Raw genomic sequence first — 24,493 nt, 5'->3', positions numbered from 1 at the left:
GCTTTAATCCGTATGCTCGGCAATAGTTATGGATAAGACAGCCCCTATATCGAGCACCGCGCAAGACGCCCGCTTCATTCAAGCGGGCGTTAATGCCGCATTTCAAGACCGCATCGGGAAGGCGACCGACGTGGAATTCAATTTCCTCGGCGCCTCGACAGGCGATAGCGAAGCAAGCTATGCCACCGACCAGCTCGTGGAGGTACGGGTAAGCTCCGCGCAGCACGTGGCGGATTTTCGTGGCGTGCGTCTCGCCGTCATCGCCGCAGGCGCCTGGCACTGGACTACCGCTGCGACCGAGCATTTTGCTGACCTTCCGCAGTCAGGTATGGCTAACACGGATGTCGACCGAATGGTTGCTTATGCCTCCCTTATCGTGGGCAACATGCCGGTGCTGCGCGCCCAGCAGGGCGAGCATGTGGCCATCGTTGCGGTAGATTTCCATCCCTACCTGGACTTTCGCCAGACCTTGCTGCGGGGTCTCCAGCACAGCAGCGCGGAAGCGGACGAGAAGGGGCCGGCCCTCGCACTCGCCCGCTACCTAGACATGGAGTCCACCGAGGAAGAGCCCTACCTGCATTTTTCTGATGGCACCACGGTGCGTTTTGAGCAGGCAAGCCCCGAAGTACACAAGATTTCCGGCATCACCCCGGGCTTGGCGGCCGCGCGCGTCTTGGAGGATGCTTTTTACTTAAGCACCGAAAGCCAGATGTTTTTCCAAGGCAGCTTCCCAGATGCCACGGTAGAACTCGATGTTGATAAGGCCACCGCCACGGTGTCCTATCGTGGCGGGCAGATTACGGCTAACGCGGTGCTTATCGCGACCATTTCGGACGAGGAATTCACGTGGGCTTGGGCGGATCCGCAGCTCAAGGACACCGCGGCGGCGCGGTTGGCAAGAAACCTAGCGCGCTTTGGCATCGACGAGGCCGTGCCCGAACTGGTACGCCCGCACCTTCCGCTTCCGCTGGCGCGCGGGCACCAGCTGCCGCACCTTGCTTTGCCCATTTTGGGGATCTGGACGCTGGCGGGCACTACGCTTGCCGACGCCCGCGTGGGCCTCGTCCTACTCGACGCCCCACAGCTGCACCTCCCGGAGCCGACGCCAGCCGCGACCGAAGCTACTTTGGCGGTGCCCCCTCCCTCATGGATCAACGCCGATCGCGCCCGCGCCGCCTATGGATCATTTCGCGGGGTGGAGGTGTAGGGCGCTGCGGAGGGCGTCCACGTCGACGTCGGCAAGCGCGGCAGGCTCAAATGCCGCATCGTTGGTTTTATCCACCAAGACCGCTCGCACGCCCTCGGCAAAGTCCCCACGGCGGTACATATAAGCACCCAGGTTGGTCTCCATATCTAGCGCTTCGCGGATGCTGCTGCACTCCTGCTCGGCGCGGAATAGCTCCATGGCCGCCACGATGGAGGTAGGGCACGCCTGCGCGGTCAGCTTTTCTACCAGTTTTTTCAGTTCTGGGTACTGTTCCAAGGCCGCGGAAATGTCTTGCCAGGTGTCGTGGGCAAAGGCGTCCTCGATGGCGTCGATAAACTCGGCCAGGGGAACCTCGCCGCTAGGTGCAGTGGCGTGCTGGGATAGCGCCGTGGCTAGTCCATTCTCGATAACCGCGTTAGCAAAGGCCTCGCCGTCCGCCACATAGTGGGTGGCCAGCCCGCTCCACACAAGGTCTGCGGCATGCATGCGGTAGCCGGTAATCCCCCAGAACTTCGCTAACTCAGGCGAGGCTTTCCCACGCGTTCCCACCGCGCGCTGGGCGGCGTAGGCCATGCCTACGTCGGTGACGTAGCCGATATTCATCTCTGGCATAGAAGCAAAGGTCTTATCCGTAACTACTCGATGGGATCCATGGGCGGAGATACCTAGGCCACCTCCCATAGCGATGCCATCAATGAGAGCAATGACGGGCTTGGGATATTCCGCGATATCACCGTTCAACGTGTATTCGGTGGCGAAGAAGGCATCGACCTCATCCACCTTGTCGTCCTTGACCCCTTCGCGGGCGTAGCGAACATCGCCGCCGGCGCAATATGCCTTGGGACTAGTCGAGGTAAACAGCACCTGTTCCACCTCATCATTGTCGCGCCACTGCGCCAACGACTCCGCAATGAGGTGGATCATTTCCGGGGTGAGAGAATTGAGAGCCTTGGGGCGGTTGAGCTCAATGACTCCGGTATGGTTACGGATTGAGGAAACGATAGGTGCAGCATTAGTCATAACCCCTAGTGTGACACAGAACGCATACACCTATCCACCATCAGCCAATTCACAGATAGGTTTGGAATTTTGCTCCCACAGCTCATCGCCCTGGATATGGACGGCACCCTACTGGACGGCAACGGCCAGCTTCCACCAGATTTCGCCGCGATCAGCACCCGTGCCCATCAGCTCGGCGTCACCCTAGTACCCGCCTCAGGCCGCCAGCTCGCCACCCTGCAAGAGATGTTTCCGCACGAGGACACCTTCATCGCAGAAAATGGCTCCGTGGTCGTCCATGATAATCGCGTCATCAGCGCCACTACCCTGCCCGGCACAGCCGTGCGCGCCGCCGTGGCCGCGCTCCAGTCTGTCGAAACCCCGCATACCGTAGTGCTGTGCACGCCGGATACCGCCTATGTACACAAAGGCGCCGACGAGCAGTCCCGCGCTGAGATTGCCAAGTACTACAGGTCAGTGGAATGGGTAGATGGCCTCGATGCGCTACTGGATGCGGACATCATCAAAATCGCCGCTTACTGCGCCGACGGCAGCGAAAAGCACCTACACCAGCCCCTCCTTGCGGCCGTACCGGAACACAATATCGCCATCTCTGGCGCCGTATGGCTCGATGTCATGGCCGCTGGCGTCAATAAGGGCGTAGCGCTACAGACCATGGCCGAGCTTCTCTCGGTTCCCATGTCCCGCACCGCCGCTTTTGGTGATTTCCTCAATGACTACGAGCTCCTCCGCGAGGCAGGCACCGCGATCGCAATGGACAATGCGCACCCAAAGTTGAAGGAAATCGCCGATCGCATTGCCCCACCCAATACCGAATATGGTGTCATGACAGTTCTGCGTCAGCTTTTTGACAGCGAAGAGTCTTAGACTCGAATTTTCGCCTCCGCCCCGCGCGCCGCACCGTTACTCCCCCGCATGGGGAGAAGTGCTGGTGCGCAGGCTAAAATAGTCCGCTTAGAAAATATACGTAGTGCTTTGGGAGTTTTTGTGAAGCAAATTTTGCGCTCACTGCTGGGGAAGAAGAAACCTGGGCGTTCGAACGAACCACGCACACCGGTCTATCAGCCAGTACAGCCCAAAGCTGGCTCTACCAGTGCGCCCCAAACCCCTACTAAAAAGGATTCTGCGCCCCAGAAATCGGCCAACACCGAATCCACCACGGGTGCACAATCCACCGAGCCGAAGGGCAAGCCCCAGGACCGCACCGATAAGGACAGCGAGTCCAAGAACCAAGCTAAACAATCACCCGCGCGCAAGCCCACTCCGACGAAGCCTGCACAGGCTTCCGAATCCAAGCCTGCTGCTGCGAAGCCGAAAGGTGCGAAGCCTACCGCTAAGCCCGCAGCTAAGGACACCACTCGCCCCAGCACCGAAAAATCCCAGGCAAGCAAGGCCACTTCCACAAAACCGCAGCAGGCTAAGTCCACCTCACCATCGCCTGCAGCCAAGGCACCAAAGGCCAAGCCTGCAGCCCAAGGTTCTGCCGCCAAGCCTTCCGCCGCACAACAAAACAAGGCAGAATCCTCCCCCAAAGCAGCTGTTAAAAAGCAACAAAACTCGCCTACTCAAGACAAGAAGCCACAGCGCAAAGCGCACGAACCGGTGCAGCGACCGCGCCGCGGCGCAAGCTTTAGCACCACCCCGTCTAAGTCCTCCCCAAAGACTCCTTCTACCCGCAGTAATTCCCCGAAGCCGGCCGCGAAGCCTGTCACCCAACCCTCCCAGAAAGGCGCGGTAAAGCCCGCACAGCAGGCTCGCCCCAGCGCCGAGAAACCGAAGCAGGCACCCAAGCCATCCTCTTCTTCCAGCGCGAAGAAGGCTTCCCCACAACCGGCAAAGCCGCAGAAATCCCAGCCCGCTAATGCCAAGCCGGCCACCGCCCAGCAGCAAGCGCAAAAGCCACGCTCCCCCAAGCGCATGCCGGCAAACTCGGCAAAAGAGCAACCACAGCCGCAACCAACGCCAAAGAAGAATGCGCAGCCGTCGAAGCCCTCGCGACCGTCCAAGGGCCAAGGACCAGCGCGTACTCCCGGCACTGCAAAGCAAAAGGCTACCCCACAGGCCTCAGCCCCTAGCACTCCAGCGCCAAAGAAAGGCACCACTGCCCCCAAGCCGAAGGTGGCCGCGCCCAAGACTGCATCTAAACCTTCCCAGCAGAAAGCTGGGGCGGTGCAGAACAAGACTGCCGACAATGGAGACAAGGTAGTCCAGCCGAAATCGCAGCAAGGCGCACCCTCTAAGGGCAACCTGCCCAGGCAAGAGGCGAAGAAACAACAGCCGCAGCCGAAGGCAAAGGAGGCGACGCCTCAGAACGAGGCCAAAAAAGTAAGCAAGCGACGCCCGCAGGTTAAGCCTTCCGATATCAGTCGCGGATTGGCTCGCAAATCGCAGCAGGTGGGCACTCCTACCCCGGCTCAGCAAAAGCCGTCGCGAGCTGCCCAGAAGCCTAAGGCAAAGCAACAGCCTGCTCCGTCCCAGCCGAAGAAGGCCGAGCCTCAAGCCACTCCGAAGATGAAGCCTGCAAAGGCAGGCAAGTCCGCTGTAACGGGCGCTGTAGCTGGTGCAGGTGCGGCCGCCGCCGCTGCTGAAAAGAAACGGAAAAAGGCACAACCGTCGAAGGCGCAACAGCCAGCTCCTAAAAAGCCACAAGCAAAGGCGGCACCGCGCCAGCCACAACAAGCTGCGCAGAAGCCAGCCTCACCGAAAGCCTCGAGCACGCAGGTAGATACTAAGTCTAAGTATCCGCTACAAAAGCAGGCCGAGGATCCTGAAGCGCTGGCTACGCCGCCAGAGAGCAAAGTAGTTAAGAAGAAGCGCCACGCCCGTCTGCGCCAAGTCAAGGGACTGGATGGACTGCGCGGCCTCGCAGTTATTGCCGTGGTGCTGTACCACTTCTTCCCTTCTCTGCTTCCCGGTGGTTACTTGGGCGTTGACCTCTTCTTCGTCCTCTCTGGATTCCTCATCACATCGTTGCTGGTGCGCGAATTCCGTACCTCCGGCACCATCAGCTTGAAGGACTTCTGGGTGCGCCGATTCCGACGCATCCTCCCGGCCGCAGTATCCGTCCTGGTCATGTGTACGGCTTTGGTGGCATGGATAGGCGGGGACCTCGCGGTCGGCTTGCGCCAGCAGTTCTTGGGAACTCTATTCTTTGTCAATAACTGGACCCAGATCGCCACCTCCCAGTCCTACTTTGCGGACAATGAGATTCAGGTCTTTGCTCACTATTGGTCGTTGGCCGTAGAGGAGCAGTTCTATGTCATCTGGCCGCTTCTTATCACTGGCGTTTTCCTGATTTCTCGCCGCAAGCCGCGCCGGCTTCCCATCCTCGTAGCCGCAGTCTTAGCTATAGGTTCCGCCGTGGCCATGGCGCTCCTTTACGTGCCGGGCGAAGACCCAACGCGCGTTTATTACGGCACTGATACCCATGCTTTCGGCCTGCTCACTGGCGCCGTGCTGTCTTTGCTAATGACCTCCACCAAGTCCGACCCACAGGCGGATTCGTGGGCAGCGACAGGCAAAGCCGAATCGCGCATCGCCGGAATCATCGGCACTGTGGCGCTCATCGGCTACGGTGCCCAGCTATTCCTCATGCCGGATGATGCAGAGATCACCTACCGGGGTGGACTCTTCCTCACTAGCGTGCTTGGTGTCCTAATGGTGTGGGGCGTGGTTCGCGAATACGGCCCGATGACCCCGCTCTTTCGGACCAAGGTCATGCGCTGGTTTGGCCAGCGTTCCTTCTCGCTATATCTCTGGCACTGGCCGGTCATCATGATGCTCAAGGCGCTTTTCGAGGGCAACCAAAACTCCGATAAATCGTGGATCCTAGGCCTTGTAGCCGTGCCGATTTCGCTGCTTCTGTCCGAGATTTCCTATCAGTTCATTGAGAATCCGTTCCGCCGCGGCGGCTATAAGAAGACATGGAAGACCTACTGGTCCTCCCGCCCAGGATTTAGCGAATTGCGCGATGGCTTTGGCAAGACCATGTGGCCGGTAGTCCCATTCCTAGTCATTGCCTCTGTAGCCGGCGTAGTCTACGGCGTTATTAATTCCAGCGATAAGACCGAGCTGGAGCAGCAACTGGAGCAGCTTCAGCAGCAGAACCAGAGCAGCAACAATGCCCCGGCGCAGCCGAATGATGCTGCGCCACAGCCGCCTGCTGAGGACAACGACGATAAGGCTGCCGCGAAGGATAAGAAGACCCGCCCGATGCCGCAGGGCAAAGACATCACCGCTGTCGGCGACTCGGTGATGCTGGCTTCTAGTGGCGCCCTCAAGCAGCGCTTCCCGCAGATTTACGTCGATGCAGACGTATCCCGCCACTACACCGCGGGTATCCAGATTCTGCAGCAGCTCAAGGATTCCGGCCAGCTGCGCGACACCGTCTTCCTCGGGTTTGGTACTAACGGCCCTGCCTTCCCGGACCAGATCAAGGAAGCGCTAGACATCATCGGCGAAGACCACACTATTGTCATGGCTGTTCCCTATGGTGACCGCGAATGGATGGCCCAATCCCAACAGGATGTCCTCGACGCAGCCAAGGAATACGACAACGTATATGTCGCAGACTGGTGCGGACACGCACAGAGCGACCCCGCAATCCTCTATTCCGATGGTGTTCACCCGATGCCGGAACGCACCGGCGAGTACTCGGATGCCTTCTACGACGCTCTAAAGCAGTACTCGAATGGCGATAAGACCGTGTCCTCTCAGTGCGTGCCGCAGTAAAGCAATGGAAGGCGCGAGGAGGGGCGTCGGAAAGCGCCTAGCTTCCTCCCCGCCCTTCGCGCTCACTGCGGATGCTGCTACTAGCGGAGCAAACTTTCCGGTGAGCGCGAAGGATGCTGGTGCGCTTAGGCATAGAAAAAGCTCGCCTTCTACATTGCGGTAGAGGGCGAGCTTTATTCGCTGGGATTAGTCGACGGAGAATTCGCCCATCTTGTCCCAGCCGGTGCGGCCTTCGATGTGAACGTTAATGATGTCCGGGGTTTCTACGAGGTACTTCGGGAATTCCTCGCAGGAGCGCTGGAAGTGCTCGCTCTGGACGTGCTCTACGTCCTTGCCGTCTGCGTAAGACTCCAGCAGCAGGAAGCGCTGGCGGTCTTCTGGATCGCGGAACCACTTGAAGTCGATGCAGCCCGGTTCTGCATTGCAGGCCTCGGTGTACCAATTGATTTCATCGAGGAAGGTCTCTGCGTATTCGGGCTTGACGTGGAACTGTACGTTGATCAAAATCATGCCCCGATTCTACCGGTACCGTGCAGCTTCGTCATCGTCGCAGATGGAGGCCACGAGTGCGGTGAAATCGGGGCTGGTGGAAAGCGGTTTAGTTGAGGAAGAACTCCGCAACGTAGATGTAGGTTCCGTCATAAGCAGTTGCTACGCCAAAGCCGTGTGGGGAACCAGCGTTGACTGGTACATCGCGATTGAACCAGTTCAGGCGGTCTTGTGCCTGTTGTTCGGTCAGGCGGTGAACAGAACCTTGGCCTTCGTCCTTGTGATTCAGGCCATGGGCTACCCCGCCCTTGTAGTCGAGCTTGCCGGCGGCACCCTGGTTGGCCCATTCCTGGGCGATGGCGGTCGCGCGGGCGTCCTTACGGTGCCCAGCCTTCTCGAGGTGGGCGGTGGTGGCGGCCCCCAACTCACCAGCGACCTTGGGCGCGTGGCCCGCCGGCTTGGCCAAGAATTCTGGCAGCGAGATATTGAACTTCTCGGCCAGCTCATAGGCCTGCGGTGGCAAGGTGACGCGGAAATCCTTCACAGCAGCGAAAGGATCAGAAGAAAGCTGCTGAGCCTGCGAAGAAGCCTGCTGAATCTGCGGCGGCAAGGCCGGCTGAGCAGAGGCCACGGTGGAAGTACCAGTAAGGACAAGAGCGGTGGACAGGGCGGCTACGGTTGCACGGTGAGAAAGCTTCATGCCCTCCACCGTGCCATAAGTGGCCGGCAGTTCGGAAGGAGTTTCCGGGCTGCGCAGGCAATTCGATACAACTTTGTTATGGTCCCTGTGTTCTTGAGCAAATACGGATGGTGGGACAATATCCTCACCGCGCATTTTTGGAGTACTGCGAAAGGTTGTTGACTGTTGCTGGACGTATTGACCGGGTTTGCGATTATTTTCGTAGTCATCGGCGTCGGGTTTGTGCTAGCCCACAGGGGTGTTATTGGCAAGGGCGAGGCGCGCTTGCAATTCAATCGCACGGCCTTCTGGGCGGCCACGCCGGCACTTATCTTCTCCAGCGTGGCTACATCCGATACCTCCGCGTTTGCGTCCCCAGTGGTGGCCGTGATCGCCGCTGCGTCCGTCGCCACCATGCTGTTGTATTGGCTGTGCAGCCGGCTACTCTTTCCACGCAGCGGCGCCGAAACCATGGCGGGTGCCGCGGCGGCGAGCTATTACAACTCGGTCAATATTGGCCTGCCCATTGCCACCTATGTCATTGGTGATGCCACCTACGTCATCCCGGCATTGGTTCTCCAGATGGCGGTGCTCTCCCCGTTTATCATTGCGGGGCTTAATGCGCAGGGGACGAGCCTGCGATCGATTTGGAGTTCCGTGGTCTCGGGGGTTACCGCGCCGGTGGTGTTGGCTGCGGTGGCCGGATTTATTGTCTCCGCGGCGCAGTGGCAAGTACCGGATGTGGTGATGAAGCCGCTGGAGATTTTGGGTGGCGCCTCTATTCCTATGATCCTGATGAGCTTTGGTGCCTCGTTAAAGGGCGACGGGCTATTGGAAGAAGACCGTCTGGCCACCATTACCGCGACGGTGTTGAAGTTGGTGGGCATGCCCGCTTTTGCGCTGGCCGTGGGCGCAGCGCTGGGCCTCGACGGCGCGGAGCTATACGCGGCGTTGATTTTGGCGGCGTTGCCCACGGCGCAGAATGTGTATAACTATACCGCCACCTATGAGGTAGGAGAAACCGTGGCCCGAGATACGGTCTTTCTCACTACCTTCCTGTCGCTGCCTGCGATGCTGGTCATCGCTGCCTTATTTGGCTAAACACCTAGTAGATGCCGACGTCGAGCGCGGCAAATTCGCGCTGCAGCTCATCGGGGTCAATGGCTCCCGCCACGTCCGGACCAGCGATGGCGGCAAAGCCGTCGAGCACAGATGCCCCGTAGTTATGACCGCGACCATCGGGTACGTCCTTTGCGCCGGGCAGATCGGCGGCTACTTGGAGGGACGAGATGATGGGCATCCACTGCATCACGCGCTCGGCAGAGTACGGGGTCCGCTCGCGCATCCAATCCGGCTCCTTAAAAGCCATCTGTGGCGACCACCAGGCCACCGGGTCCGAGGGGTGTTGGATATAAAGCATGCGGGTGCGCCCCCACTCCTCTTCTGGCACCGTGCCCCATTGGCGCACCTGCGCGTCATCGTTGGCAAAGCGCACGACGAGGCCGCCGGCGTATTCAGGGGAAATTTCAGAAGAGCCAGGGTCGCGGCGCTCCACAAACTGAGTGCGCAAGCGATTAAAGTGCGGCGGCCCAGTCAATAGGATGCCGTCGACGGAATTGGCGATATCGCGCACCCCGGAAAAGGCCGCTTCAATGCCCGTGGTGCCTAAGGATTCGCCGTACAGGTAGAGCTTCGGGCGCTTGTCCTCCGGCAGGCCGTTCCACCAGTCCACGATGGGGTTGATGAACTCCTGCCCGGCGCGTTCTACCTGACCACCGCCGGACAGGAAATGCAGGGCCGAGGGCATGGCGGAGTATTGGGCGGCCGCGATGGCGGTGTCGCCGCCGTAGAGCAGCTCGAAGGCCTGGGCGGAATAGGACGACACCCATCCCGTTCCGGTAGTCATAATGAGAAGCAGGGCCTTGCGGTCTTGGGCGTGGGTGCGCTCGAGTTCGTCGATAAGCAGCTGCGCTCGCTCCTCATTGGAGGCGCGATTGCCCAGGCCGGCATAGGCGCGAATGGGTTCTTTAGCGGGCTTTCCGGTAACCTCTTCCAATTCCGCGCGGTGCGCACCGGAGGAGAGGAAACGCGAGCCTTGCAGTCCCACCCCATTCCAGTCCACGCGGGAGTCTGGGGAGCCACTGCGCTCAGCAGACGTGGGACGCTGCGTTGCGGGATCGGGTTCGGCGTTTTGGGCGGTAAAGATCCTCTCGCCCACGCCCACAATGGCGCCGGGGATGAGGTTTTCCACGGTATACGTGCCCACCAAGGCCACGATGAGTACCGCACCCACAACGCGGTAGGCGGCGCGGAAGCGCTGGGGGAAGTGGCTGGAAAGCCAGCGCACGCAAAAGCGCAGCACGCGCAGGATGAAAAGGAAGGCGGTAAATACCGCAAGTGCCAACGGAACCACCAGCACATAGCTGGCAATGGTGGGCGCCGGTGCGGACAGGGCATCTGCGAGTTGGCGTTGCCACCGCACGGCAAAGACCGCAAAACCTATCATCCACACCACAAAAGCGGCGGTGGCGATGCGGGAGACGAGGCGGTAGCGCCGAGCTGGCCACGTGGTGGCATCGAGCCAGGCATGCCGGGGCGCCACATAGCGCACCACCAGCCGGTACCACACGAGCTTGAGGGCGATGCCCAGCGTATAGCCAAGCCCAGCGGCGATGCCGGAGACGAGCCCTTGGTAGAGCCAATCGCGCGGCAGAATGGATGGGGTAAGCCCCAGGGTAAAAAGCGCTGCGGCGCCGATAATGCCCCACAGGTCAAGGTGGCTGACAATATCGGCGATGCGGGCTTCTACCCTTCGAGCTTCTCCCCCAACTCCAGCCATTCCATCTCCAATTCCTCGTAGGCGCTGCGGTTTTCCTTTAGCTCTCCATCCAATTCGGTCAAGGCCTGGGTATCAACCTTTTCCGCAGCGGTGGCCATCTTCTCATTGATCTGCGCGGCCGCCTTTTCCAGCTTCTGCATCTTGCGCTCAAGGGCGTTCATCTTTTTGGTAATTTCGCGCTCTTGCTGAGACGAGAGCTTCTTTTCTGGCTTCGGTGCAGCGTTGTCTGCCTTCTTTTCTCCCAGGTTGAGCACACCGGAACTCTGCTGGGCCTCAAGTGCGGCGCGCTTGCGCAGGTACTCGTCGATGCCGCCGGGAAGGTTGGTGAGCTTGCCATCGCCAAAGAGCGCGTAGGTATTATCCGCGATGCGCTCAATGAGGTAGCGATCGTGCGAAATGACCACCAGGGTGCCTGGCCAGGAGTCTAGGAGGGACTCCAGCTCCTGCAGGGTATCGATATCGAGATCGTTGGTGGGCTCGTCCAGCAGCAACACATTGGGCTCGGCCATCAGTACGCGGGTGAGCTGCAAGCGGCGGCGCTCGCCGCCGGAAAGGTCGCCTACCGGGGTGCGCTGACGCTTGGCGGAAAATCCTAGGCGTTCGGCCAGCTGGGAAGCGGAAAGCTCCTTCTTGCCGAGCTGAACGTAAGTGGCGACGTCCTCGACGGAGTCGATAAGCCGGCGCTGCGGATCTAGGTCATCGAGCTCCTGGCGCAACCAGCCAAGGCGCACGGTTTGGCCTTCGATGCGCTTGCCGGCCGCCAGCTCGTACTCGCCGGCCAGGGTGCGCAGCAAAGTGGTCTTTCCGGAGCCATTAACACCCACCAAACCGATACGCTCGCCGGGGGCTAGGCGCCAAGTGAGGTGATCTACCAAGGTGCGACCGTCCGGGGACTGCACGGTGGCATCCTCTAGCTCGATGACCACCCGGCCTTGGCGCTGCTTGGAAAAAGCCATGAGCTCGACCTTATTGCGCGGCTCCGGGACGTCAGAGATCAGCGCCTCGGCGGCCTCGATGCGGTAGCGCGGCTTGGAGGTACGCGCCGGTGCGCCGCGGCGCAGCCAAGCCAGTTCCTTGCGGGCGAGGTTCTTGCGGCGCTGTTCCATGGCATCGGCCTGGCGGGCACGCTCGGCGCGGGCAAAGGTCCAATCGTTGTAGCCACCCTCGTAGGTATCGACCACGCCATCGTGTACCTCCCAGGTCCACGTGGCCACGGTATCGAGGAACCAGCGATCGTGGGTGACCACGACCACGGCCAGGTTGCGTTTGAGCAGGTGGTCCGCGAGCCACTGCACGCCTTCCACGTCGAGGTGGTTGGTCGGCTCATCGAGCACCACGAGGTCCAAATCCTGCACCAGCGCGGCGGCCAGGTTCACGCGGCGGCGCTCGCCACCGGAGAGCGAACCCACCGGAGTATCGAGCCCCAGATCTACGATGCCCAGCCCGCCTAAGACATCGCGCACCTTGGCATTGGAGGCCCACTCATAGGTCTCCAATTCCAGCGGTTCAATAATCACCTGCGCGATGGTCAGCTCATCGGGCAGGTCAAAGCGCTGGGTGACCACGGCCATGCGCAAATCAGAGGTATGGGATACACGGCCGGCGTCGGGCGGCTCGATGCCGGTGAGCACCTCCAGCAGGGTGGTTTTGCCACCGCCATTAACGCCGACGATGCCGATGCGATCGCCGCTTTGCACACCTAGGGATACCCCGTCTAGGAGGGTTTTTAATCCATAAGTTTTGCTGACTTGCTCGAGGTTAATCAGGTTTGCCATAACGAGTGTCCATCTTAATACCTCCCTGCACATACCCCCGCATTTCTCCAAACTATTGCTATTGATTTTCACGTCCAATAGTGTGCTTATGTATGAAGCACTACACACTTTCTCTCTGCGCGGTGCTCTCTGCCGCGGCAGTAGCCATTGCCTCCTGCTCCGCCCCCACCGAAGAGGAAAAGGACTCCCTGCACTCCCACGACCACGCACACAGCGAGGAGGACCACGCTCACGAGCACGACCATGAGCATGAGCACGGCCATGACCACGCCGGACACTCGCACGAAGGTTTCGAAGCCGAGGAGGGCGAGACCGAGGTAGCCCAGCTACCCACCCGCATTGTCATTTCCCACGCGGACGGACTGCGCGCCTATGACGCCAAGACCGGCAAGGTAATCGGCGAGGACAAGATGAATGCCTTCCTGCGCTTGAGCGATGCCGGCGATAACCGCCATGTCATGGTCACCAAAGGCGATAGCTTCCTTACCTACGACACCGGGCGCATTACCAAGGGCCACGGCGATCACAACCACTACTACACCGCTGAGCCTTCGCTTGGCGACGCCCCCATCAAGGCCCCGCACGCCGGCCATGTGGTCCACCACGACGGCTTTACCGCACTGTTTTCCGATGGCGATGGCGTAGCGAAAATTTACAAGACCGAAGACATGGGCAAAGGCGATGCCCAGCCGGTCAATACCGTAGATACGGGAGCTGCACACCACGGCGTAGCCGTACCACTGAAGGATGGCTCGGTAGTTATCACCAAGGGAACCGAGGACGAGCGCCACACCATCCAGCATCTGGATAAGGAGGGCAAGGTCCTTACTGAAACCACCGAGTGCCCTGGCGTGCACGGCGAGGCCGCCGCCGGAAACGGCAATATTTTCTTCGGCTGCGAGGACGGCCCTGTAGTCTTCGATGGCACCAAGTTCCACAAGGTGGATGCCTCCGCCTATGCCGGAGCAGGCGGCTACCAGCGCTCCGGCAATGCTGCCGGTTCGGAGGAATCCGATGTCATTCTGGCCGATAATAGGACCGACAAGGACGCAGAGCTCGAGCGCCCCACCTCCGTGACCCTGGTGGACACCAAGGACTTTTCCGCGAAGAAGGTTGACCTCGATGCTTCCTATTGGTTCCGCTCCCTGGCCCGCGGCCCGCTGGGCGAGGCGCTGGTGCTCACCACCGACGGCAAACTCAACACCATCGACCCAGATTCTGGCGAAATCACCTCCCAGATCGATGCCATCTCTAGGTGGAAGGAAAATAAGGAATGGCAGCAGCCGGGGCCCATCCTGCAGGCTGCCGATGGCTACGCCTTTATTACCGACGCCCAAAAGAAGCAGCTCGTTGTCGTTGACCTCCTCCAAGAAAAGGAAGTCAACCGCTTCGACCTCGACATCGAGCCCACCGAGATGACGGTGCTCTAACTACAGCACCACGGCGCCGCTGGCGGGTCCATGGGTAGCCACACCCTTGGTTCCGGGAATTTCCATCGTCGCTTGGGAGACCACTTCCCTAGCCTCCTCTGCCCCAGCGCAGAGGAAGGCACAGGTCGGACCACTGCCGGAGACGATGCCCGCGAGGGCTCCGGCGGCCACACCCGCCTCCAGCGTCTTACGCAGATCCGGGCGCAGGGAAAGCGCCGCCGGCTGCAGGTCATTATGCAAGTGCTCTGCCACCCGGTGCGGGTCGCCTGAGATGAGCGCCTGCGATACCGCCGCGGTATCCATGTGCGGCGCGCCGCCGCGACCCTTTTCTCGCATTTCATCCAGCTTGTGAAAGACCTGCGGGGTAGATAACCCGCGGTCCGAGGCGATGAGCGCCCAATGGTAGGTACCGCGCGCCATCATCGGGGTAAGCTGCTCGCCGCGCCCCGTACCGAGCGCGGTGCCACCCAACAAGGTAAAGGGAACATCCGAGCCCAGCGCCGCGCCTAGCGCGTCCAAGATCGGCTCGCCCACCGAGTCGATGTTGTAGTAGCCGCCATAGCAGCGCTCGGCTAAGCGCAGCGCGGCGGCCGCATCAGCAGAGCCGCCCGCCATGCCTCCGGCGGTAGGGATGGCTTTGTGGATTTCCAGCGCTACCTCCGGCAGCGCCTTCGGCCCATGGGTGGTGTATAGGTACTGCATGATGCGGTTAACCGCGGTCCACGCCAAGTTTGTATAGTCCTCTGGCACACCCTGTGCATGAGGGCCCGTAACCTTTAAGCCTTGAATGCGCGGCTTATCCACCTCGGGATTTCCCAAGTCCGTGAGCGTCACGGTGTCATGCAGCTCCAAAGACTGAAAGACACTGGCAAGCTCATGGAACCCATCCTCGCGCGGTTCCTCCACGCCGAGGTGAATATTGACCTTGGAGTGAGCGCGCGCGGTGTAGACGAATGGTTCGTTATCTAGTGGTGCACTCATTTAGATTCCTGCCAATCGTACGAAGTCCTCCACGGCGAGCTTTTCACCGCGCTGCTTCGGATCGATATCCGCCGCGCGCAAGGCTTCCTCGGCGGCGGCACCCGAACCAAAGTGGCCAGACAATGCCGCGCGGAGGGTCTTGCGGCGTTGGGCAAAGGCGGCGTCGATAACCGGCCAGACCTTAGCCCGCGACTCATCGGTGATCGGCCAGGGGGCGTCCGCAAAGACATCGATGCGCACCAGCCCGGACTCAATATTGGGCGCTGGCCAAAAGACGTTCTTGCCAATCGTGCCAGCCTTGGAGACCTTGCCATAAAAGCCCGCCTTGACCGAGGGCACGCCATAAACCTTGCTGCCGGGCTGGGCGGCGAGACGGTCCGCCACCTCCAGCTGGACCATCACCAGCACGCGGCGAATGGAGGGAAAGGTCTCCAGCAAGTGCAGCAGAACCGGTACGGCGACGTTATACGGCAAGTTGGCCACGAGGGCAGTCGGCTCCGTGACGTCAGAATCCGTCACGCGCAACGCGTCCTTTTCCACCACGCGCAGGCGGTGTGCATACTCAGAGGCACGCTCGTCCACGGTATCGGGCAGCTGGGCGGCCAAACGGGAATCGATCTCTACCGCGGTCACGTCCCCCACAGCCTCTACGAGGCCAAGGGTCAGCGATCCCAGTCCGGGGCCTACCTCGAGGACGCGATCTGTGGGGTCCAGCTCCGCCGCGGCGACGATGCGCCGGATGGTATTCGGGTCATGCAGAAAGTTCTGCCCCAGCTTCTTCGTGGGCACGATGTCGAGCTTCTCCGCGAGGGCGCGGATCTCTACAGGGCCCAAAAGCGCGGCGCCGGTGGAATTAGTCATGCCTTCTAACTTAGTAGAAGAGACAAAAAGGCCGCACACCACAGTGGGTGTGCGGCCAAGAAGCGCTGCGGTTTAACGCAGGCCCAGCTTGGAAGTACATGCCGGCCACGCGCCCCAGCCTTGCGCTGCCTGCACCTTTTCTGCCACGGCAATCTGCTGCTCGCGGGAAGCCTGCCATGCCTCCGGGGCGTACTCGGTGCCGCCGAATGCTGCCCAGGTGGATGGGGTGAACTGCAGGCCGCCGGAGAAGCCGTTGCCGGTATTAATAGCCCAGTTACCGGTGGCCTCACACTGGGCAATGGAATCCCAGACGGAGCCATCGGCCACCGCCGGAGCAGCAGCACCGGAGTTGCCGCCCTCCTCCGGCTTTTCTCCCTCAGCTTTCTTGGTGCCGCGGGCAATGGTGGCAGCCTTAGGCTCGACGGTCACCTTTTCCTTGATGACGTCATTGGATTCCTTAGCGCCGTCCTTCATTACCAGCTTGTGGGTAATAACGCGCTTGCCCTTAACGCCTTCCTCGCGGACCTCTTCGGTGCCCTCTTCCAGCTCCGGGTCATCGACAAAGTTGGGCTCGGCGTCAAACTCTTCTTCCGAGTCATAAACGGTGGTAGATACCTGGTCCACCTTGATGGACATGCCCTCGGTAACCTTGGTCTCCTTGGACGGGAAGACGCGGTCATCGTCATCAACGTCGATATTGCGGGCCTTGAGAACGTCCTCAACGGTCTTAGCGGCAATCTTGGTGTAGGTTACCTTGCCGCCATCATTAATCTTGACGATCTTCGGGGACACAACCTCAAGGTCCATGCCCTCTTCCAGCTGGGCGTCCTCGTCCACGTCAGCATCACCGGACTTCACAGAAGCACCCTTGACTACGCCGTCGAGATTACCTAGCAGGTCAGAAACGGTGAGGTCGGTGGTGGACAGCTGCTGCTGCACACCATCGATGGTCACGGCCACCGGCTTGGCGGTGCGCACGGAAATCTCATCGCCATCACCCACGGATTCGGACGGAGCTGGGGAGACGATGTCTTCCTCGCTCACCTGCACGCCGGCTGCTTCCAGCGCGCCGTCGACATCCTTGGCAAAGGTAGCCAACTCCACCTTGTCGCCGTTGATGTCCACGGTGACGTCCTTTTGTGCCGCAACGGCTACCACACCGCCGACGGCCAGGGTACCCAATACGCCACCCGTTGCCAGACGCAGTGGCAGCGAGCGGGAGTTATTGAGGCGCTTGATTTGATGAGGTGACATGCTGAATGAATCTCCGGTAGTGCAGGTTTCAACAATTACAAGAGTTTAGGCCAGCAAAGTTGTCCACGCAGGCAATTGCTCTACTGGGATCCGCTGCTGCCGCACCGAGAGTGGCGCTGCAAGACCCTAAACCTAAACGAACGATTAATAACGATACGATAACAGCACCACAAAGTCGAAGACTAATCCACCACACGCCTCACTGGGCGCACAACCGCCACACCAAACACCCCCGCAACCCCTGACCAGCGGGTTTTATTTTTGTGAAAACCGTCACCTAGGCGTTAGCGCAGGCCGTAGACGCGATCAAAAGTGTCGTTTACCTCCGCTGCTAGCGCCTGCACCGTCTGGTGGCGCACGCGAGCGATGCATTCATATGTGTGCCCGATAAGAGCCGGTTCATTGCGCTGGCCCCGGTAGGGCTCTGGCGTCATATATGGCGCATCGGTTTCCACCAGAAGCTGACCAGCCGGTGCCTTCGCCGCCGCCTGCCGCAGCTCGGCGTTGCGCTTGAAGGTGACGTTGCCAGCAAAGGACAATACGTAGCCGCGCTCCAAGGCTTCCTCGGCCACCTTCAGCGGCGAGGAAAAGCAGTGCAGCATGACGGTGTCGGGTGAGGGGGCGTCGGCAAGAATGCGCATTAAGTCCGCATCCGCCTCGCGGTTGTGGATCATCAAAGTCTTGCCATGGCGTACCGCAAGGTCAATATGCCAGCGCAGGGATTCCTCCTGCTGGGCCATAGTCGCGGTGGTCTCCGGCTCGTGCTGCACCCAGTAGGCATCGAGGCCAGTCTCTCCCACCGCTACGCAGCGCGGATCCACCACCATCTCCTCCAGCGCCACCTTGGTTGGCGCATCCAACTCATTGGCGCACACCGGGTGAATGGCGCAGGCGGCATAGACATCCGGAAAGGAATGTGCAGTAGCCAGCGCCGCGGCCGATTCACGGCGGTCATCGCCCACCGTCACCATACGGCTAATACCGGCGGTGCGCGCGCGATTGACCAGCACCTCATCGGTGTCCTTGTGGGAAAACAGGTGCGTGTGCGCATCGATGAGGCCGCTTAGGCCTGGTGCCGGAACGGGAGTGGGACGTCGCTTCTTTTTAGCCATGTAGGCAATTGTAATATTGGCTGCCATGTTGATCAGACCCGCTGGCTTTGCGGATGTGCCCGCCATGACCGAGACCCTCAACTGGGCCATCGAGCACACCGACGTTATCTTCCGCACTACCCCGGCCAGCATCGCAGAGCGCGAGGACTACCTGTGCCACATCTGGGAAGAGGGCTGCCCGTGCCTCATCGCGGAGTCCGATTCTGGTGCCTACCTGGGGTGGGCGCTCTACCATCCTTACCGCGATCCGCAGGTGTGGACGGGCTGTTATGAGACCACCATCTATCTCTCCCCCGCCGCTCAGGGCCAGGGCGTAGGCACCACGTTGCTTGGCGCCTTGGTGGATGCGGCCCGCGCCGATGATAAGGTCCATTCCCTGCTCGCGCTCATCGTTTCCACCAATGTTGCATCGCTAAAGTTGCATGAAAAGTTCGGGTTTGAAAACGTGGGTACTCTTAAAGAGGTTTGCTACAAGTTCGATCACTGGTTGAGCCTCACCCACCTACAACTTCTGGTGTAAAGGAATTTCTATGCATATCCGTCCTGCCGAGCTTGCCGACGCCCCCGCGCTCACCGCCATCTACAACGCCGGCTCCGCAGCGAAACCCGCCGCTAACCTGGTCACGTGGCAAGAAGATGTCTCTGACCGCGAAGAGTGGCTCAAGGAAATGTTTAAGGCCGGCTCCCCGGTCTTTGTAGCCGTGGACGATGATGAGGTCATTGGCTGGGCGGCCTACTTCCAGTTCGTAACCCCCGCCATCTATTACGGCACCGTGGAAGACTCCGTCTACATTGCCCCCTCCGCTCAGGGCAAGGGCGTGGGCTCCGAGCTTCTCGACGCCCTCATGGACGTCGCCGCCGACGACACCTACGTACAGACGATTATTACCTATACCGTCGATACCAACGAGGGTTCCATCGCCCTACACAAGAAGTTCGGCTTTACCGAGACCGGCCGCATGCCGAATATCCATACCAAGGATGGCGTCCGCCTCGGCTTGGTACACCTCCAGCGCGATTTCGAGCGCTAAACCACCCTTCCGGGCAAGGATTCGGGTATTTCGAACTCCTTCCTTCCACACCGGAATATAGAAACGGCCGCGTTACGCCCTCTTCTTTGTTGGAAAAGAGCAATAACGCGGCCGTTTTAGGTGCTATTACTTAGTAACAGGCGCCCACTCCGGGCCAGTCTCGCCCAGCTCCGGGTCGAGCTTAGAGATGAGCGGCTTCGGCTTGGCCAAGGCGGTGCCCGGCTCTACCTGGATGCGCTCCCACTTTGCCTGCTGCTGGGTGTAGTCACCCATGATGACCGGATACTCGTGGCCCTCTGGCGGCAAGCCAGCACCGACGAGCTCTACCGGGATATCGTCCTTGACATCATGGACCTCTGGCTGGACCGCCCACACGCCCTCGCGGCCCAAGGTTTCATGAACCTTCTGTGCGGTAAACGGCAGGTACGGCGTGAGCATGACATTGCAGTCAGAGACCACCTGAAGAGCAGTCCACAGCACGGTGGCTAGACGCTCGCGCTGGGTCTCATCCTTGGCCAACTTCCATGGCTCTTGGTCTGCGATATAAGCGTTGGCTTCGCCGACGACGTGCATGATGGCGGTAATCGCCTGCTTGAACTTGGACTGTTCCAGCAAAGAACCGGCGGTCTCGAAGGTCTCTTCCGCCAGCTGCAGGATTTCCTTATCCTTTTCTTCCAGCGCTGCTGGTGCCGGAACCTCACCGAAGTTCTTAAACGCCATAGAAACGGTGCGGTTGACCAAGTTGCCCCAGCCATTGGCGAGTTCATTATTGATGCGGCGGACAAATTCATCCCAGGTGAAGTCCGTGTCGTTGTTTTCCGGACCGGCCACGGCGATGAAGTAGCGCAGGGCATCTGGGCCAAACTCCGCCAAGAAATCCTTGACATAGATGACAACGCCCTTGGAGGAGGAGAACTTAGAACCAGACATGGTCAAGTACTCAGAGGAGACAATTTCCGTAGGCAAATTCAGCTCGCCGTACTGGTGAAGCTCACCGCCCTTGTTGCCCTTGCCGGCATAGCCCAAAAGCTCGGCCGGCCAGATCTGGGAGTGGAAGGTGATGTTGTCCTTGCCTTGGAAGTAATAGTGGCGGGCCTCCGGGTTCTGCCAGAAGTCCTTCCAGGCTTCAGGCTGACCAGTGCGGTATGCCCACTCGATAGAGGAAGACAGGTAACCGATGACCGCATCGAACCACACGTAGAGTTTCTTGGCGTTATTGTCCTGCCAGCCCTCAACGGGGATGGGAATGCCCCAGTCAATATCGCGCGTCATGGTGCGCGGGCGCATATCCTCTAGCAAGTTCAGGGAGAACTTCAGGACGTTTGGGCGCCAGTCCTCACGGGTGGAAAGCCACTTTTGCAGCTCCTCCTTGATGGCGGGCAGATCCAGCAGGAAGTGCTCAGTTTCAATGAACTTCGGGGTCTCGCCGTTGATCTTGGAGACCGGGTTAATCAGGTCCACCGGGTCGAGCTGGTTGCCACACTCATCACACTGGTCACCGCGGGCCCCATCCGCACCGCAGATGGGGCAGGTGCCCTCAATATAGCGGTCCGGCAGGGTGCGTCCGGTAGACGGCGAAATAGCGCCCTGGGTGGTCTCTTTGAGCATGTAGCCATTGGCATACAGACCCTTGAAGAGTTCCTGTACCACGGAGTAGTGGTTACGGGTGGTGGTACGAGTAAAGAGATCATAGGACAGGCCGAGGTTGGCTAGGTCAGTGACGATCTGGCGGTTGTAGCGGTCTGCGAGCTCGCGAACGGATACGCCTTCTTTGTCCGCTTGAACCAATAGCGGAGTGCCGTGCTCGTCCGTACCGGAGACCATGAGTACGTTGCGGCCACGCATTCGCTGGAAACGTGCAAAGACGTCAGAAGGAACACCAAAGCCGGCCACATGGCCGATGTGGCGCGGGCCGTTGGCGTAGGGCCAGGCAACATTTACTACTACAGACTCAGTCATGGGTTCTACTGTATCGAAGCCGGCTCTTGTCCACACGATCAGGGCAGACATGTACTCCGCAGGTGAACCGCTTTTTCAGAACAAAGCGCCCACCGCTTCCCCACTGCTGAGGAAACGATGGGCGCTATGAAAGCAACCGCAAAGGGTGCGAATTACTTGCGCTTCATTGGGTGCTTGAGGCGCTCGTTGCGGCGCTTCTTAAGTACCTGCGTGCGCTGGTACTCACGGTGCAAGCGGCGCTCGCGGGCCATCTTGCGCTGGAACTGCTGTGCCTCGCGGTACTCGAGGTAAATGACATCCTCGCTCAGCGCCTTGTAGATAGCGAACATCAGGCCAACGACAATGAACAAGAATGGCAGTGCAGCAACGATGGTGACGTTCTGCAGGTTAGACAGTGCGTCCTCATTAGCCAGAAGCAGGGTCAGGCCTACCAAGGCAGTCAGTGCGCCCCATGCCGCGGATAGCCACGGCTTAGCGGTAGAAGCACCGTTTTGAGACATGGAGCCCATCACCGTGGATGCGGAGTCCGCAGAGGTGACGAAGAAGGTAGCCAGAAGGACCGCTGCAACAATACCGGCAACGAAGCCGCCCGGCATGGACTGCAGGAGGTTGAACAGCTCTTCCTCAGCAGACTCGCCGGTAATGGATTCGCCGTTTTGCTCCATGTGGATAGCGGTGCCGCCGAAGATAGCGAACCACAGGGTGGATACGCCGGCTGGAATAAGCAGGACACCCAGGCAGAACTCGCGGACGGAACGGCCACGGGAGATGCGTGCCAAGAACATGCCCACGAATGGGGACCAAGAAACCCACCATGCCCAGTAGAAGATGGTGTAGCCAGACAGCCACTCACCGGCGGCGCCGTTTTCGGACTCGGCCGTGCGGCCGATCATCTCGGTGAAGTAGTTGAGGTAGTTACCGATGGAGCCAGGAATCTGGTTGAGGATGGTAACGGTCGGACCCAAGATGAACACGAAGATGGCCAGCACTGCGGCGAGGACCATATTCGCATTGGAAATGTACTGAATGCCCTTGCCCACGCCGGACATCGCAGACAGGAGGAATGCGAGGGTAAGGACCAGAACGATGCCAATAACCACGGAATTGGTGGGGTTATCGATGATTCCGGATGCCTTCAAGCCGGCCTGAATCTGCAGGGCGCCCAGGCCCAGGGAGCAGGCGGTACCGAAGACGGTGGCGAAGATGGACAGGACATCGATGAACTTGCCCACCGCACCGTTGGCGTTACGCTCGCCGATAAGCGGCACGAAGGCCTGGCTTAATAGCTGCTTGCGGCCAATGCGGAAGGTGGAGTACGCGATGGCCAAGCCAACGATGGCGTAGACCGCCCAGGGATGCAGCGTCCAGTGGAACATGGCATAGGCCATGGACGAACCCACGTTGCCAGTGCCCTGGCCTGGGGTGCCGTCACGGTAGTTAGCCAGCGGCTCGGAAGCGCCGTAGAACATCAGGCCAATGCCCATACCGGCGGCGAACATCATGGCAATCCACGATGGCGTGGAAAATTCCGGCTCCTCATTAATGTGGCCCAACTTGATGGAGCCGAACTTGGAGGCGGCAATAAAGACAACGAACACCACGAAGACGGTGCCGAAGAGGATATAGGCCCAACCGAAGTTGTCCACGACCCAGGTCAGGGCCGAAGAGGAGAAGTTGGCAAAGTTATCCGGGGCGGCCAGGCCCCACACAACGATCGCGGCAATCAGCACGCCGGCAATGCCGACGATGGACCAATCGATTGGCATATTGTCACGATCGGCCGCGATTTCCACCTCAGGATCGTCATAGCGCTCCGGGTGGAAACCATCGGAGTGAATCATATCCTGAAGCTGGCCGGTGGCAGATTGTGCGTCCAGCTGTTCGTCTACAGTCTGATAATTCCCAATAGGCTGCCCGCTCGAAGAAGCAGAAGCCGGCTGCGCCTGTGCGCCGACCGGTTCCTTTCCTTCTTCTGGCACGCCTGTGCCCATATTTTCCGAGTTTGTCATGAGCTATACAGTGGTGCGGAACTACTCAATTATCAAACGAAGCACAGAGAAACCTCGCTGCTCAACGCCGTTTCCCAGGGATTTTCCACGATAATTTGAAAGGTTTTTACGCTTCATTTCCCCATGTAAATACCGCTTTAAGCCGCCCACACGCCCGAACACTATAACAATTCAATTACAAAGACCCCGTTAGTGAAACCGTCTACGAGCGTTACGGGGTGTGACGTAATCGAAACAACCGGTGAGGCTAGGACTTGCGTGCATCCAAGGCGGCATCGTAAAGCTCGCGGTTGGAAACCTCAGTACCTTTGGCCACCTGCTTACAGGCGTCCTTCAGCCGCATCCCCGCCTCCGCTAGCTCGAGCGCCTGGGGCACCAAGTCTGCGACGGTAGCGGCAGCGGCAGTACCGCCCTCGATCACCACGGTGATCTCTCCCCGAGCACCGTCTACTGCCCACTCGGCAAGCTCACCCAAAGTGCCGCGGCGGATTTCCTCATAGGTCTTGGTCAGCTCCCGGCACACCGCAGCCGGGCGGTCGGCGCCGAGAATATCCGCTGCCTCGGCCAGGGTTTCGGCCACGCGGTGAGGAGATTCGAAGAAGACGATGGCTCGCTTTTCGTTGCGCAGTGACTCCAGCCAGGCCTTGCGCGGACCGGGCTTACGAGGAGGAAAGGCGTCGAAAAGGAAGTGCCCCACGCCCAGGCCCGAAAGCGCCAGGGCCGTCGGCACGGCGGAGGGGCCGGGAAAACAGGTCACGGGAATATCGCGCTCGGCTGCAGCGGACACAAGGGACAGGCCCGGATCCGAGATAATAGGCATGCCGGCATCGGTGACGACGAGGACGGTGCCAGCCGCGGCGGCGTCGATAAGCTGCTGGGCTCGGTCCTTTTCATTGTGATCAAAATTGGACACCACCCGCCCGGAAATCTCGATCCCTAAGGCCTGGGCCAGATTGCGCACGCGCCGCGTATCTTCGGCCGCAATGACGTCCGCATGCTGCAAGGCATGCATTAAACGCGCGGAGGCATCTCCTACGTTTCCCAGCGGCGTGGCGGCGAGGATTACCCCGCGCGGTAGTGGATCCAGACCTAAAACAGACATGCCTCTAGCATTCC

At 59.9% G+C, this 24,493-nt stretch carries 19 protein-coding genes; 7 read left to right on the top strand and 12 right to left on the bottom strand.

The annotated features are described in order from the left end of the window. The first annotated feature begins 28 nt into the window (after positions 1-28). Positions 29-1,207, top strand: coding sequence for a DUF6882 domain-containing protein (locus tag MHY24_RS00465; RefSeq protein WP_239227981.1), 1,179 nt, complete (start codon positions 29-31; stop codon positions 1,205-1,207). Here MHY24_RS00465 and MHY24_RS00460 read toward each other — a convergent pair. Then, entirely contained in the window at positions 1,184-2,227 is a 1,044-nt protein-coding gene (locus MHY24_RS00460; protein ID WP_239227980.1) for a 3-hydroxyisobutyryl-CoA hydrolase, read from the bottom strand. The two genes, MHY24_RS00465 and MHY24_RS00460, sit on opposite strands and share 24 nt — an antisense overlap. Positions 2,228-2,296: 69 nt before the next feature. Here MHY24_RS00460 and MHY24_RS00455 point away from each other — a divergent pair, with 69 nt between their 5' ends. Further along, positions 2,297-3,094, top strand: a complete 798-nt coding sequence (locus MHY24_RS00455) for an HAD family hydrolase (RefSeq protein WP_204609735.1) — start codon at positions 2,297-2,299, stop codon at positions 3,092-3,094. Positions 3,095-3,214: 120 nt separating this feature from the next. Continuing rightward, complete coding sequence (locus MHY24_RS00450; protein WP_239227979.1) at positions 3,215-6,958, top strand: acyltransferase family protein; 3,744 nt, start codon at positions 3,215-3,217, stop codon at positions 6,956-6,958. Between the two features lie 186 nt (positions 6,959-7,144). Here MHY24_RS00450 and MHY24_RS00445 read toward each other — a convergent pair whose 3' ends face one another. Together MHY24_RS00445 and MHY24_RS00440 are read right to left on the bottom strand one after the other, a co-directional pair. After that, complete coding sequence (locus tag MHY24_RS00445; protein ID WP_005323747.1) at positions 7,145-7,468, bottom strand: putative quinol monooxygenase; 324 nt, start codon at positions 7,466-7,468, stop codon at positions 7,145-7,147. Positions 7,469-7,556: 88 nt separating this feature from the next. After that, positions 7,557-8,147 carry a hypothetical protein gene (locus tag MHY24_RS00440; RefSeq protein WP_239194425.1) on the bottom strand — a complete coding sequence of 197 codons (591 nt, stop codon included), beginning with the start codon at positions 8,145-8,147 and terminating at the stop codon, positions 7,557-7,559. A gap of 165 nt (positions 8,148-8,312) precedes the next feature. Between MHY24_RS00440 and MHY24_RS00435 the strand changes: the two genes are divergently transcribed. Further along, positions 8,313-9,227, top strand: coding sequence for an AEC family transporter (locus MHY24_RS00435; protein WP_204609741.1), 915 nt, complete (start codon positions 8,313-8,315; stop codon positions 9,225-9,227). Positions 9,228-9,231: 4 nt separating this feature from the next. Here the strand turns inward: MHY24_RS00435 and MHY24_RS00430 are convergent, their stop codons facing one another. Beyond that, entirely contained in the window at positions 9,232-10,965 is a 1,734-nt protein-coding gene (locus tag MHY24_RS00430) for an alpha/beta-hydrolase family protein (RefSeq protein WP_204609743.1), read from the bottom strand. Beyond that, positions 10,932-12,740, bottom strand: coding sequence for an ABC-F family ATP-binding cassette domain-containing protein (locus tag MHY24_RS00425; protein WP_239194423.1), 1,809 nt, complete (start codon positions 12,738-12,740; stop codon positions 10,932-10,934). The genes MHY24_RS00430 and MHY24_RS00425 overlap by 34 nt, the downstream gene beginning before the upstream one ends. Positions 12,741-12,832: 92 nt before the next feature. On the opposite strand from MHY24_RS00425, the gene MHY24_RS00420 reads away from it, so the two are divergent. Beyond that, the gene (locus tag MHY24_RS00420) at positions 12,833-14,170 is read left to right on the top strand and encodes a hypothetical protein (RefSeq protein ID WP_239227978.1); all 1,338 of its coding nucleotides are present in this window, start codon (positions 12,833-12,835) and stop codon (positions 14,168-14,170) included. On the opposite strand, the gene MHY24_RS00415 is transcribed toward MHY24_RS00420, so the two are convergent. From MHY24_RS00415 to MHY24_RS00400, 4 genes are all read right to left on the bottom strand, one after another. Further along, positions 14,171-15,151, bottom strand: a complete 981-nt coding sequence (locus MHY24_RS00415; RefSeq protein ID WP_239227977.1) for a 4-(cytidine 5'-diphospho)-2-C-methyl-D-erythritol kinase — start codon at positions 15,149-15,151, stop codon at positions 14,171-14,173. After that, positions 15,152-16,012 carry a 16S rRNA (adenine(1518)-N(6)/adenine(1519)-N(6))-dimethyltransferase RsmA gene (rsmA, locus tag MHY24_RS00410; RefSeq protein ID WP_239227976.1) on the bottom strand — a complete coding sequence of 287 codons (861 nt, stop codon included), beginning with the start codon at positions 16,010-16,012 and terminating at the stop codon, positions 15,152-15,154. A gap of 72 nt (positions 16,013-16,084) precedes the next feature. Next, positions 16,085-17,266 carry a resuscitation-promoting factor gene (locus tag MHY24_RS00405; protein ID WP_239227975.1) on the bottom strand — a complete coding sequence of 394 codons (1,182 nt, stop codon included), beginning with the start codon at positions 17,264-17,266 and terminating at the stop codon, positions 16,085-16,087. 284 nt (positions 17,267-17,550) lie between these two features. Beyond that, positions 17,551-18,405: a TatD family hydrolase gene (locus MHY24_RS00400; RefSeq protein WP_239194415.1), complete on the bottom strand. Its 855-nt coding sequence runs from the start codon at positions 18,403-18,405 to the stop codon at positions 17,551-17,553. Here MHY24_RS00400 and MHY24_RS00395 point away from each other — a divergent pair. Continuing rightward, entirely contained in the window at positions 18,404-18,898 is a 495-nt protein-coding gene (locus tag MHY24_RS00395; RefSeq protein ID WP_239227974.1) for a GNAT family N-acetyltransferase, read from the top strand. The two genes, MHY24_RS00400 and MHY24_RS00395, sit on opposite strands and share 2 nt — an antisense overlap. Before the next feature lie 10 nt (positions 18,899-18,908). Next, positions 18,909-19,409: a GNAT family N-acetyltransferase gene (locus MHY24_RS00390; protein ID WP_239227973.1), complete on the top strand. Its 501-nt coding sequence runs from the start codon at positions 18,909-18,911 to the stop codon at positions 19,407-19,409. 126 nt (positions 19,410-19,535) lie between these two features. On the opposite strand, the gene metG is transcribed toward MHY24_RS00390, so the two are convergent. The 3 genes from metG to rsmI all read right to left on the bottom strand — a co-directional run bounded on the left by metG (position 19,536) and on the right by rsmI (position 24,479). Then, positions 19,536-21,368: a methionine--tRNA ligase gene (gene metG / locus MHY24_RS00385; protein ID WP_204609761.1), complete on the bottom strand. Its 1,833-nt coding sequence runs from the start codon at positions 21,366-21,368 to the stop codon at positions 19,536-19,538. A gap of 152 nt (positions 21,369-21,520) precedes the next feature. Then, positions 21,521-23,377 carry a BCCT family transporter gene (locus tag MHY24_RS00380; RefSeq protein ID WP_301332435.1) on the bottom strand — a complete coding sequence of 619 codons (1,857 nt, stop codon included), beginning with the start codon at positions 23,375-23,377 and terminating at the stop codon, positions 21,521-21,523. A gap of 247 nt (positions 23,378-23,624) precedes the next feature. Beyond that, a complete protein-coding gene (gene rsmI / locus MHY24_RS00375) occupies positions 23,625-24,479 on the bottom strand; it encodes a 16S rRNA (cytidine(1402)-2'-O)-methyltransferase (RefSeq protein WP_239227972.1) in 855 nt (284 codons plus the stop codon). Positions 24,480-24,493: the final 14 nt, after the last annotated feature.

The sequence above is a fragment of the Corynebacterium sp. ACRPQ genome (assembly GCF_022347225.1).
Classification (GTDB): domain Bacteria; phylum Actinomycetota; class Actinomycetes; order Mycobacteriales; family Mycobacteriaceae; genus Corynebacterium; species Corynebacterium tuberculostearicum_D.
Note: the sequence above shows the minus strand (reverse complement) of the source record. Positions and strands in the feature narration are given on the sequence as shown.